Annotated in this window: 9 protein-coding genes; 7 read left to right on the plus strand and 2 right to left on the minus strand. The window is 43.8% G+C overall.

Translation table 11 applies throughout. From position 1 onward, the window contains the following. Positions 1 to 118: 118 nt before the first annotated feature. Both BN1546_RS25210 and BN1546_RS25215 read left to right on the plus strand, forming a co-directional pair. Entirely contained in the window at positions 119 to 757 is a 639-nt protein-coding gene (locus BN1546_RS25210; RefSeq protein ID WP_090739206.1) for a YczE/YyaS/YitT family protein, read from the plus strand. A gap of 210 nt (positions 758 to 967) precedes the next feature. Then, the gene (locus tag BN1546_RS25215) at positions 968 to 1,855 is read left to right on the plus strand and encodes a dihydrodipicolinate synthase family protein (RefSeq protein WP_090739207.1); all 888 of its coding nucleotides are present in this window, start codon (positions 968 to 970) and stop codon (positions 1,853 to 1,855) included. Positions 1,856 to 1,940: 85 nt separating this feature from the next. Here BN1546_RS25215 and BN1546_RS25220 read toward each other — a convergent pair whose 3' ends face one another. Further along, positions 1,941 to 5,588, minus strand: coding sequence for a glycosyl hydrolase 115 family protein (locus BN1546_RS25220; RefSeq protein WP_090739208.1), 3,648 nt, complete (start codon positions 5,586 to 5,588; stop codon positions 1,941 to 1,943). A gap of 139 nt (positions 5,589 to 5,727) precedes the next feature. On the opposite strand from BN1546_RS25220, the gene BN1546_RS25225 reads away from it, so the two are divergent. Both BN1546_RS25225 and BN1546_RS25230 read left to right on the plus strand, forming a co-directional pair. Continuing rightward, a complete protein-coding gene (locus BN1546_RS25225) occupies positions 5,728 to 6,543 on the plus strand; it encodes an AraC family transcriptional regulator (RefSeq protein WP_090739209.1) in 816 nt (271 codons plus the stop codon). A 98-nt stretch (positions 6,544 to 6,641) separates the two neighbouring features. Beyond that, positions 6,642 to 7,496, plus strand: a complete 855-nt coding sequence (locus BN1546_RS25230; protein WP_090739210.1) for an SDR family oxidoreductase — start codon at positions 6,642 to 6,644, stop codon at positions 7,494 to 7,496. 186 nt (positions 7,497 to 7,682) lie between these two features. On the opposite strand, the gene BN1546_RS25235 is transcribed toward BN1546_RS25230, so the two are convergent. Beyond that, positions 7,683 to 8,336, minus strand: a complete 654-nt coding sequence (locus BN1546_RS25235; protein WP_013371163.1) for a GntR family transcriptional regulator — start codon at positions 8,334 to 8,336, stop codon at positions 7,683 to 7,685. Between the two features lie 158 nt (positions 8,337 to 8,494). Between BN1546_RS25235 and uxuA the strand changes: the two genes are divergently transcribed. The 3 genes from uxuA (at position 8,495) to BN1546_RS25250 (ending at position 12,753) form a co-directional block, all read left to right on the plus strand. Then, positions 8,495 to 9,574, plus strand: coding sequence for a mannonate dehydratase (gene uxuA, locus BN1546_RS25240; protein WP_025678345.1), 1,080 nt, complete (start codon positions 8,495 to 8,497; stop codon positions 9,572 to 9,574). After that, positions 9,575 to 11,182, plus strand: coding sequence for a mannitol dehydrogenase family protein (locus BN1546_RS25245; protein WP_090739211.1), 1,608 nt, complete (start codon positions 9,575 to 9,577; stop codon positions 11,180 to 11,182). It abuts the gene before it with no gap. Positions 11,183 to 11,544: 362 nt separating this feature from the next. Further along, the gene (locus BN1546_RS25250) at positions 11,545 to 12,753 is read left to right on the plus strand and encodes an MFS transporter (protein ID WP_025678347.1); all 1,209 of its coding nucleotides are present in this window, start codon (positions 11,545 to 11,547) and stop codon (positions 12,751 to 12,753) included. The last annotated feature ends 95 nt before the right edge of the window (positions 12,754 to 12,848 follow it).

Here is a 12,848-nt window from a genome sequence, read left to right on the forward strand (position 1 = left end):
TGAACTCCTTTGCCCCTATTTTGTTGCAAATGCAATAAACATGGTATATATTTAATCTACCCTAACTTTGTTGCATTTGCAATATAAAATTATATTAAAGAGGTCAGTAAAGTGAAATATGTTTTTTTTTGTAATAGGTATTTTTATATTATCCCTTGGTATTTCTTTCACTATACAATCAGACCTTGGGACATCACCTTTTGATGCGCTTTTGGTAGGACTATCCACAAATGTGGGGCTTACTGTAGGAAGTTGGGAAATCATAATGGCTTTGATTTTGATCTGTTGTAATTCACTTTTAAATAGACAAAGACCAGAAGTTTTGGGGTTGTTAACAGCATTTATAACGGGGATTGGTATTGATATGTGGCTTTTTTTATTGCAGGATGTGTTAACGCCTGAACTATGGTACAGCAAAGTTGTTTGTTTTGGAATTGGTTTAATTGTTGTTGGATTAGGAACTGCAACATATTTACAGACAAACTTTGCGCCCATTCCAGTTGACCGATTAACAATAATCGTACAGGAATTAACTAGAACAAATCTATTTTTTTCAAGAACATTCATTTACCTCATATTCTTGGTCATAGCGTTAATTTTAAATGGACCCATTGGCATCGGAACTTTGTTAACTGTTGGTCTAGGGGGGCTAATACTCAATTATTTCATGCCCCTCACTGGAAAAGTATTAGATCGCATCTTAACACACTCTGGTACATCACCAAATCATGATAAAGACAAAAAGCATTCAATATAGAATGCTTTTTGTCTTTCTAATTCAACTAACCTGATCTGAAGGCGTAATATCATTACATTAATTTCGATACAGAATCTTTATTTTCAATTTTAAGTTCTCTAGAAGAATTGGTACAGTTATTTGTTTCTTAATTGGTACTTTAATTGCGTCTTATTCATTTTTATAATGTGTTTGTATTTTGAAGGTCAATTCATAAAGGAGTGTAACTTTATGTTCCACGGATTATCTGCTTTTCCACTCACACCGGTTAATGAGACAGGCATTGACGAAAAAGCATTTGTGACGCTGATTCAACGATTAGTTGCAGCTGGTGTAGACTCAATTGGTACATTAGGATCAACTGGAAATTATGCATATCTTAATCGAGAAGAACGTTTACGTGTTCTTCAACTTGCTGTCCACTCAGCCGAGGGGATTCCCGTGATGACAAGTATAAGTGCGATTCGTACCTTAGAAGTACTTCGATTAGCGGAAGATGCACAAAGAGCAGGAGCAAGTGCAGTGCTGCTAGCCCCCATCTCCTATCAAGCACTAACGAATGAAGAAGTATTTTCACTTTATGAACAGGTAACCAGTTCACTCTCCATTCCACTTTGTGTCTATGATAATCCGGGTACCTCCCATTTTCATTTCAGTGATGAATTGCACGGCCGAATTGCTGAGTTACCTAATGTTGGTTCGATTAAGATTCCCGGAGTACCTACTGATCCCGAAGCAGCCAAGACACGCATCAAAAAACTACGAGGGTCGATTCCTCCCCACGTAACTATAGGAGTAAGTGGAGATTCATTTGCAGTCACCGGCTTGAATGCAGGTTGTGAAGCATGGTTCTCAGTTCTTGGCGGATTGTTCCCAAAAGCGTGTCTAAATATGACCCGATTGGCCCAGGACGGTTTTGCTGACGAAGCAGAACGACTCTCGGCACTACTTGAACCTATTTGGACGTTATTTCATCAATATGGTAGCCTTCGTGTTGTTTCAGCAGCAGCAGAAATAAGTGGCTTGATCTCAAGTCCCAGTCTTCCTTTACCCTTACAACCATTGAATCCATCAGCTAGAGAATACTTGAAACTCATATTAAACAATCTTCAGGAATGAATTGTTTCTTTTATTATCGAAAAAAGAGCGGAATCTCAACATGTATCTAAATTCCGCTCTTTCAGCATGGAGGCGCTACTTTAACTTAGGGCTGTTTTCTTATCGAATCCGTCCAGAGTGCATCCACAGGCGGTAATTCGTTCCCTTGTGTCATATATATCCGGTCGACTCTGAGTTGCGACTTTCGAGCTAAGATCGAAAACAGATGATCACCACGGGTCAATTCCAAATCCGACAGTAAACACCAATAGTACACTTGAGCTGTGTTATACGTATGCAGTGTGCCCTGGCCCAGTTGTTCGGATAAAGGTCTCACTACGCCGTCCAGCGATAAGTAGCATGAATCGGATTGGCCGTTATGATGTCGAACCAAAATCCAAATATGGTAATTACCTGAATTCGTGATGTTTATTTTGTAATGCATCCCTGGAGCAATCTCCGGGTTCTCCCACTGCCTTCCAGGCTCAGAGACATGCATGGCGAAACCTGTTCTTCCATTGGTTTCGGCCTGTACGTGGCTCCAATCAATAGCATTACCGTCTTTACTGGACGTGAGATACGCATTTTTAGAGTTTTCCAATGCATATTCGGCTTCGATCGCAACGATGCTGTTTGATTCGATAAACATACCCGCACCAAATTCTTTTATAATATCCTTGGTACCGTCAGCATCACAGATGTCCACATAGCGTTTGTCCCCCAACATGGTCTGCGGAACATCAAAACATTTCAAGAAGATCTCATCGATGGTAGCGTAAAAATCTCTTGTGGCATAAAGAACGACGGGGAGAGGTACTTCATGCTCTCCAGTTTCGTAAAATTGATTACATAATTGTTCGATTTCATTCCAATTCACAGTAGGACTTTCCAGACCGTGATCGGTAACCAACCTATGATAATGCTGACTGGCAATCGGTCCTAAATTGCACGTTTTTTGCTCATTCGTATATATCACTAACTTGTTAATCGTGACATAAGGATCTACCATATAAATTCTTAAGGCATGTATACCGGAAGCTAGGTAGGGCAGCTCCACTCTTATCTTCTCACCGTTATTAAAAACGGATTCCTGCCAGGTGCCCAGCCACTCGTCACGAGTCTCTGATTCTACCAGAATAGGTGCTATATCATCGACTCCGATACCGAAACGAATGTTGCCTGTCGAATTTAAAGTAAGAAAACGGTGAATCTCTAAGGTAAACTGCCCAGCCTCTTTCAAAAAAATATCGTATCCTAAATATGGATGATTCTTAAGCTCTCCTCCAAGGGGTCGTAGTTCACCGTTCCAGGCCATCATCGCGGCTCCTTCATATCTTCCCATCCCCGGTATGACTACCCAACCAGACTTATCTGTCGAATCTGCACCGGGAACATTATGGTCGTAGGAGGCTGCTGGGATAGACACATACCCGTCTGCCTCTATATGTCCGTAAAACGTTTCAGGAACATTTACACCTTCCTCAACTTGCACCTTTATTGGAACAGAAGTCATATCTTTATGGTTTCGGACGGTCAGTTGTCCAGTCTTTCCAGCATGCTGATGCGGATCAATGATCGAGACAAGAATTCTTTTCTCCGTTTGGATCAATCCTTCACTTTCGGAAAGAATGATCCAATCTTCGCCTTCCATTACCTCAATCGTGAATGGAATAGTCCCGTTCCCCTGGTTTCCAATCTCAAACCATTTTTGTTTTTGACCATGGATGGAAAAGCGCAGTGTGGTTTCTTCATTCCAAAGGTCGATTCTCATGCCACCCTGAGCAATTTTCAATGCGGGCTTTCGCGCAGGATACAAGGCGGTAGGCGGTGGTGGAAAGCTTTCCGGTGTGAGGATTCCATTCCACTTGCCTTCACTCATTTTTGCATTATAGAAATGAAGCATTCTTCGCTTGTAGTCCGCCATTTTTATCGAAAGCTCCACATATCGGTCAGCAGCCTGCATGTTTCCGCGCTCGTAAGAAAGCGTGCTTCTGTCGGCAAAATAAAACTCATGGTTAGTATAATATGACGCGTGAATTTTCATGAGAAACATCTGGAAAAATGCAGCCCGCTCCTGGACCGGAAGGCTGTACATTATGGCATTGCCTCGACGAAAAATATCCTCCAGCCGCATTAATCTGCGCCCTGCTTCATCACCTAATACAGTTTGTGAAAACACATTGGATTGCATATGTTCGATCTTTCGTACATTAGTGACCTGTGCAAATGTTTCATATAATTCCGCAGCTTCAGGTCCGTGGTTGCCGGAAAAATTGGCGTTTATCCAAGATTCGACGAATTGGGATGCATTCTTGGTCATTCCTTCCTCTTTGCCGGCTTCCCAGCCAGATCGCAAAAAGAATTCCATATCCTGTTCAAGGGGCTTCAACCCGCCAACATTCAGAATCCACAATTTTCGGATTCCGGATTCATACGATTTTTTCAATTCATTCTCTGTATGGGCCAATGGAATTGAATTGATAAAGAGATAGCTCATCCCCGTTCCTGGAGCTGCCCAGTAAGAGTTGTGATAATACAAACCGTTGCCTCCACTGCGTTGACGTTCCTTCTCATTCGGGTATCGGCGCATATGCCCAAAGTTATCGTTTGCCCAAATGAGAGTCACACCTTCAGGTATATCAAGACCTCGGTCATATAGCTCTAGTACTTCTTTGTACGGGATAAATGTCTGTAATGAAGCATTTTCTTTTGATTCGCCGATCACGTCCTTGAGAATTTGCTTTTGATCTTGTATGACCTTTCCTAGCAGAGAACACTTGGCTTCTGCCCGTTCTTCCTTAGTCATGGAATTGTCCTCATCAATGGCCTGCGTATGAAATACCGAATCATGGATTCCACGCATGCCAACCGTATAACACACTTCGTAATTTTTATTCTTCTCGACACTTTCCCGCCAATACTCCTGTAGAATCTCGCGATTTCGGCCTTCGATGGAATAATCGTATGAGGCGTCGTCATAACCCTTGGCTGCAAGCCATGGCTCCCATTCATTCTGGTTGCTGCGAAGCAACATATCGCAATGCGACGTGCCTACAACAATCCCCATTTTTTCAGCGAGTACTCCATTTTCGGGATTCTCATTAAAATAATTCACATGCATGGCAGGCCAGATGAAATTGGCCTTCAGTCGAAGTAAAAGTTCGAAAATGGATTGATACGCGGCAGGCCCGATGGTGCCATCTTGCGTATGAATCTTGGCCCAGTCATCAAGCTCTTCCTCATCATTCAGGAAAATTCCCCGGTACTGAACCGCTGGCCAATCTGCTTTGGAGTAGTCCAAAGGCAGACAAAATACATCGTAGGTTTTCACCGGTACATCCGCCCAGTAATACCACGGAGACACACCCATTGCCTCGCACAAGTCATAGATTCCGAAGATGGTACCGCGCCTGTCGGTTCCTATGATATATAAGACACCGTCAATGACTTCCTGAAGAAACGCTTCCCACCGATATGAGCCATCCTCCAGCGCTAGTTTTTTCAGCGATACCCCTTTTTCTTGCAGATAAGCGAGTAACGGCTCATTGTCTGTGATCGTGCCGATCACGATGCTGCTTTGATCCATTTCTTTTGCTCGCAATAGCTTACAACCGCAAACCCAATCAATATCTCGCATAAGATTGCAAAAGGCAAGATGCACCGCGCTGTTTTCCGTTTCGGAAACAAAAACAGGCACCGTGTGATTTCTTTTCAACAGTTCAAATTCATTCTGGGTTCCTTGGTGTGATTTCAAGTGTCTAACCTCCTCATGTGGTCCATTCGGAAGAAAATCTGGTAGCTAAACTATACCTGAATACCAAGCAATAATCTTTTAATATGTTGCCGAATTATCGATTTGTTATATTATATTGCTATAGGATGGAGGTTGAGCGATGATTGCTGATGTAAGTCATATGCATCCCCTATTTTCAATCGAATATGTCGTCCATGATGCAGACCACAACATGACCAATTTTCATTATCACGATGCATATGAACTTTATTTTCTAGAAAAAGGGTACCATCAGATTTTGATCCAGGACTCCATCTATGACATTGAGCTGCATGATGTTGCACTGTTCAAACCAAATTTGTTCCATAGAAGCTACCAAAATCAAGGCTGTGCCAGAACATGTGTCTATTTCACGGAGCGTTTCTTGCGATTATATTTTACGGAGCGGGCGATAAAATCTTTATTAGGCTGCTTTAACACAGAAATCATCATCTCTTTGAACCAAGAAGTGTTTGCGAAAGTGAAAAAGCTATTGAATTCCCTGGAGAAAGAAAACGTCTCGGGTGAGAGTGATCGTATTTTTATACTTTTAGCTGAACTGTTATCTCTATTAAATAATAATAAGAATTCCCAAACCGTGGAGCAGCAGTCTTCCAAGTACGCTAACTTTGGACCTATTCTGTCGTATATCAACCAAAACTATAACAAAATCACCAAAATCGAAGAAATCGCAAAGTCGTTTTACATGTCCAAATATTATTTGTGTCATCGTTTTAAAGAAGTCACGGGACTTACGGTTATTCAATATTTAAATAATATTAAGATTCAACATGCTTGCAACTTGCTGATCAATACAAAGTTAACGATACTCGAGATTGGTAACGAATGTGGCTTCAACTCGTCCATGTATTTTTGTAAGATCTTTAAACAAACGATATTCATGACACCTAGCGAATTTAGAAAGAAAGCTAGATAAGATCATCTGTTATCGTTTTAGACTAAAATTCATGACAGCTTGTGGGACGCGAATAAGCGTAATACGGGCTTATCTTCCAACGAAAAGAGGAATGTAAATTGACTAGTCTTCCCCTGCATCCGGCTTTGTCCGGAAAAACAGTTGTGGTAACTGGCGGTTCCGGCGTGTTGTGCAGCTCCATGGCCAAGGAGCTTGCCCGCCAGGGGGCCAAGGTCGCCATTTTAAACCGTACTGCTGATAAGGGCGAATTGATAGCAAAGGAAATTTGTGAAAGCGGCGGAGAATCCATTGCGGTTGCCTGCGATGTAACCGATGTCGAAAGCGTGAAGCAGGCTGAGGAGACGGTCCGCCGCCTGCTCGGTCCGTGCGATATTCTAATCAATGGAGCAGGCGGCAACCACCCCAGTGCGAATACGAGTCTGGAGACGTTTCATCCTGAAGATCTGAACCAGCCTGGAATCACTACCTTTTTCGATCTCAGTGTGCCCGGCTTCCGCAATGTACTTGATTTAAATTTTATCGGGACTTTAATCCCAACACAGATTTTTTCCAAAAGCATGATCGGGCGACCTGGCGCTGTGGTCCTTAACATATCCTCCATGAGCGCTTCCAGCCCGATGACCAAGGTTCCCGCCTACAGCGCTGCCAAAGCCGCCATCAACAACTTCACCCAGTGGCTGGCCGTACATCTAGCCGAATCCGGCATTCGGGTGAATGCCATTGCCCCCGGATTTTTCCTGACAGAGCAGAACCGACAATTGCTCACCAACGAGGACGGCTCGCTTACCGAGCGCTCGGCCAAGATTATTGCCCACACCCCAATGCGCCGTTTCGGTGAACCTGAAGACCTCCTCGGAACGCTACTTTGGCTGGTCGATGAAACCGCTTCCGGTTTTGTGACAGGTGCAGTCATTCCTATCGATGGTGGTTTCATGGCCTATTCGGGGGTATAGAATCTTCATTTTCCAGCCCTTGCCCTTCTATTTTACAATTGCGAAGCGGCAAGGGGCTTAGTGTGTCAACAACGCCCTATCTTGTATACAAGATCTCGAATTCCTATGAAAATCCTTCAATTCCAACCACCACTTGACGGCAAACAACTAAACTCATAAGCAAAAAATGAATAACACACACCAGCATTATTTCTTGATATAGTCAGCGAACTGCCGGAGAAATTCGAGAGAATGTATATCCTTTCTGAGATGATGGTGAACCAGATCATCCATTTTGCTCGTTTCCTGATTCAACATATATTCAAGCATGGTTTGGTGCTCATGCCAGATTTCCATCAGCTTCCCTGCTTGCAGCATATGCAGCTTGCGATATCTGATATAATGAACATTTGATTGCTGAATTAGCTGCCAAAGAAATTCTCGGCCTACCAATTGGAACATAGTTTGGTGGAACTGATCGTCCAAAATGAGAAATTGATCCGTAGCATGATCTTCATCAATGACAGCCCTCTGTCTGTCCAGAATTTCGCTCAGCTTCTGTATATCGCTTAATGCAAATTGCGTAGAAAGCTCCTTCATAATCTCTTTTTCCACTGCGCTTCTCAGGTAGCTCATTTGTTCTACGGACTCCAGATCGATATAAGAGACAACGTTCCCCTTTTTGGGATAAATATCAATATAAGATTCTAGTGCAAGCTGCTTCAATACATCGCGCAGCGGAGTTCTGGACAACTGGAAGCGTTCTGACAAGGTCGTCTCGCTGAGCAGAGTACCAGGCTTTAAGATCATCGACAAAATATCATTTTTCAAAAGCTGCTTGATTTCTTCCTTTGTAAACATATCATTCCTGCCTTCACTTTATAAATCTAGACTTATTATAAAACATTTTGATGTGTTGAACCCCTCTAAAATTGTCATTGACAAGGGCAAACTTTGTACTTTATGATCAAACCGATCTTGTATACAAGATTGCCAATAAAATCAGGGAGGGTATCTTTATGAACATGACCTGGAGATGGTATGGAGAAGGCAACGACAATATTACACTGGATCATATCCGGCAAATTCCGGGAGTTATGGGTATTGTCTGGTCTTTACATGATAAGGTAGCGGGTGAAGTATGGGAAATGGAACGAATTGAGAAGGTAGCTGAGCAGATCACAAGCAAGGGCTTTAGTACGGCGGTCGTAGAAAGTGTAAATGTCCACGATGATATCAAAATCGGCCTCCCATCCCGCGATCAATACATTGACATTTATATTGACACCATTCGCAAATTAGCCAAGGTGGGAGTCAAGGTGATTTGCTATAACTTTATGCCTATCTTTGACTGGACCAGAACAGAGTTGTATAAAGAACTACCTGATGGATCTAACGCTCTGTTTTATGAAAAGGCTGCCATTACCGATAATCCCCGCCAAATGGTGGATCGGATTCTCAAGGGAGCAGGGAAGTTCACGATGCCAGGCTGGGAACCGGAGCGGTTGGCGAGACTAGATGAACTATTTGCTGCTTATGCGGAAGTCACTGAAGACAAGCTGTTTGACAATCTAAAGTATTTTCTTGAGCGCATTATCCCCGTCTGCGAGGAGGTTGACATCAAGATGGCCATTCATCCTGATGATCCGGCATGGCCCATCTTCGGGTTACCGAGAATTGTTCGGAGTCGTGAGACCATCCGGCGTATCCTGGATGCAGTGAACAGTCCATATAATGGTCTAACCTTCTGCACAGGCTCACTGGGGACTAATCTTGAGAATGATTTGCCGGCTATGATTCGGGAATTTCATGATCGTATTCATTTTGCGCATATCCGTAATGTTAAGGTGTTCGAAAATGGCGACTTTATTGAAGTGTCACACCGTGGAAAGGACGGAAGCGTCAATGTACCGGAAGTAGTTAGAGCTTATCACGAGAACGGCTATCAGGGATATGTGCGCCCAGACCATGGCAGACATCTATGGGGAGAAGAAAAGAATTGTCGGCCAGGCTACGGTTTGTATGACCGTGCACTGGGAGTTATGTACTTGCTGGGTGTCTGGGATAGTCTGGCTCAAAACAACAAGGGAGTGAAATAGATGCTCCAGCTTAACCGGAAAAGCCTTTTAGACAGGACGGCCTGGGAAGCAGCAGGTATTGAACTGCCAAAATATGATTTGGAGCTTGTAGCCCATAATACCCGAGTTAGACCGCAATGGGTGCATTTCGGCGCAGGCAATATTTTTCGGGGGTTCGTAGCCAATGCACAGCAGCAGCTGCTGAATAGTTTGAAAGCGGATACAGGTATAATTGCGGCCGAAGCCTTTGATTTTGAAATGATCGACAAAACTTATAAGCCTTACGACAATCTAACCTTACTGGTGTTGATGAGTGCAGACGGAAAATTTCACAAAAGTATGATCGCAAGCGTCGTTGAGAGCCTCGTAGCAGAAAAGAATCGTCCGGACGACTACCTCCGTCTGATTGAAATATTTGAAAATCCGACTCTGCAGATGGCCAGCTATACTGTCACGGAAAAAGGATACGTCCTCACCGGGCCCGACGGTAAGTATCTGGCTGTTGTAGAGAGGGATTTAGCGAATGGTCCTGAACAGCCGGTGCATGTGATGAGCATAGCTACTTCGCTTGTCTATCAGCGTTATCTGAAGGGGCAGCTTCCAATGACCTTTGTAAGCATGGATAATTGCTCCCATAACGGCGATCTGTTAATGGATAGTATGATTACTATCGCCAAGGAGTGGAATCACAGAGGTCTAGTTGAGAAAGGGTTTGTAGACTATCTGCAGAATGAGGAGAAAATAACCTTCCCGCTGACTATGATTGATAAAATCACCCCCCGCCCTTCCTTACAGGTACAGTCTGCTCTTCGGGAGCTGGGGTTGGTCGACATGGAGATGATCGTTACCACCAGGCATACGTATACGGCCCCCTTTGTCAATGCTGAGGTTAGCGAGTATTTGGTCATTGAAGACAAGTTTACAAACGGGAGACCTGCCCTAGAGGAAGCTGGCATCATCTTCACGGATCGGGATACGGTGGACAAAGTGGAGAAGATGAAAGTGACTACCTGTCTCAATCCGCTACATACAGCGCTGGCCCTCTCCGGGTGTCTACTAGGGTATCAACTCATTGCAGATGAAATGAAGGATCACACCTTGCGTCGTCTGGTGGAAACCATCGGCTACAAGGAAGGCTTGCCTGTTGTGGTTGATCCCGGAATTATCCAACCGAAAGCATTCATTGACGAGGTATTGCAGGAACGCTTCGCCAATCCCTATATTCCGGATGCACCACAGCGGATTGCAACAGATACATCTCAAAAGATGAGCATCCGTTTTGGGGAAACCATAAAGTCTTATGTTAGCACAGCAGGTCTTGATCCTGCCAACTTGACTGCTATTCCCTTGACCATTGCGATTTGGTGTCGCTATTTGCTGGGACTGGATGATCAAGGAGCTCCCTTCACACTCAGTCCGGACCCGTTACTGGATACATTACAGGGATATTTACAGAATACGAAGCTAGGCGATCAGACCTCCGAAATTCGCTACCTCCTTGAGGATGAAAAACTGTTCGGCGTCCGATTATATGAGATTGGTCTGGGCGACAAGATTGAAGCCATGTTTCATGAAATGCTGGCAAGTCCCGGAGCAGTCCGAAGTACGATAGAGAAGTATGTGAATTAGAACTTATATTAAAGCAATCCCCCTGCTACGAAACTTTGGTCAGGGGGATTTGTAATTCTCATAACGACCGCAACTTTTCCTCCCAAACGCATGAAAGATCCCTCCAATGTTTTTAATCAACCGTTCATTTGAAGGATGGACCAACTTCTAAATCAAAGTCAATTGTACGAAAGTATATAGTGCCTTCAAGATAAAACTGATGTGTATCACGTTGATAAGGAGCATGACGCATATTATTAAGAGTCTATCGATTTATTTTTACAATTTCTGTAGAATTGTATATATACTTTTCCAGAGTAATGGTATATTCTAGTAAAAACAATGCTCATATAAAAAAATATGACCTTATGGAGGGACAGGCCTTGAAGAGACTTTTCGCTTTAAGTTGTGCTTTCTATCTGTTAATCGGTGTCACCAGCGTTGTGCTGGGGGCATTACTGCCGACTTTGCTGCCTCACTATGGACGGGGGTACAGCGATGGTGGATTGCTGCTGTTCTTGCAGTTTTTCGGCTTTCTTGTCGGCGTTCTGCTCACTCCCTTCATGGCTCTACATATGGGCCGCAAGTCCATGCTTGCTATTGCCTTGGGGAGTATTGTCATCGCATGTACTATCTTGGGTGTACTGCCCTCATGGAATTGGGTCATCGTAATGGCAATCTGCATTGGCTTCGGCTCAGGCATTATTGAATCATCCATCGGAGCGTTTACAATTGAGTTTACGGAGGAGCAAAAAGCCGTGGCCATGTCCAAGCTGGATGTCTATTTTGCACTTGGTGCACTGCTTATGCCTGCCATCGTTAGCCTATATATCTGGTTTGGAATATGGAATCTAACTTTTTACACCATCTCCTTTCTTACTTTTATCCTGTTGCTATTTTGGCTTACCATGCCTGTTTCCGCCTCCACTCACCTCACACAAGCAGACATCCGCACTACTGAGCGTTCAGTTGAACAAGCTCGTTACTCAGGACAGCACCGTGTATTGCTAGGAATCTTCATTATTTTCTTCTTTGTTTATATGGGTCTTGAACTGGGGCTCATGAACTTCCTACCTTCTATTCTGACAGAAACGCTACAACTTCAGGGATCTGTTGCCTCGCTAGGTGTCAGCGTGCTTTGGATTGCAATGATCATTGGTCGTATGTTCTCAGGAAAGATTGCAGAATCAGCAGGATATATTCCTTATCTGTTATGGAGTGCAATTGGAACTTTCTGTTTTCTGGTTGCCATGGTGTTTATATCCAGCCAATGGGTTACATACCTTCTCATTTTTGGTGCAGGCATATTCATGTCTGGCCTCTTCTGTATCGCGCTTGTCTACGCCAACGTAATGATTCCAGGAATGACCGAACGGACGACCAGCATTCTGATTGCGTCAGGCGGAATTGGCGGATCGGTGCTTCAATATGTTATAGGCTGGAGCATGAGCGAATGGCCGGTGGCGGCTAGCCTCTGGATTTTAGGAGGGTTTACTCTGATTTTGCTGCTGGCACTTATTCTCACGCATCTGTGGAACAATCGGGGTAGCCGAGTAGTTGATTCACTTGCCCATCAGAGCAAGGAAGGATGACATCGCTTAGTTCTTAGGGGAGGTGAGGCCTATCGCATTTTTGCTTTTCGGGCTGATTCTGTTACTGCGGTTATCTCTCATATCTGTGAAATCGC

This window comes from Paenibacillus sp. Mc5Re-14, from assembly GCF_001049835.1.
Classification (GTDB): Bacteria; Bacillota; Bacilli; order Paenibacillales; family Paenibacillaceae; genus Paenibacillus; species Paenibacillus polymyxa_C.

Bases quoted from the DNA above. Each gene is read 5' to 3' on its own strand.
- BN1546_RS25210 (WP_090739206.1), top strand. From the start codon at position 119: ATGTTTTTTTTTGTAATAGGTATTTTTATATTATCCCTTGGTATTTCT.
- BN1546_RS25215 (WP_090739207.1), top strand. From the start codon at position 968: ATGTTCCACGGATTATCTGCTTTTCCACTCACACCGGTTAATGAGACA.
- BN1546_RS25225 (WP_090739209.1), top strand. From the start codon at position 5,728: ATGATTGCTGATGTAAGTCATATGCATCCCCTATTTTCAATCGAATAT.
- BN1546_RS25235 (WP_013371163.1), bottom strand. From the start codon at position 8,336: ATGTTTACAAAGGAAGAAATCAAGCAGCTTTTGAAAAATGATATTTTG.
- uxuA (WP_025678345.1), top strand. From the start codon at position 8,495: ATGAACATGACCTGGAGATGGTATGGAGAAGGCAACGACAATATTACA.
- BN1546_RS25245 (WP_090739211.1), top strand. From the start codon at position 9,575: ATGCTCCAGCTTAACCGGAAAAGCCTTTTAGACAGGACGGCCTGGGAA.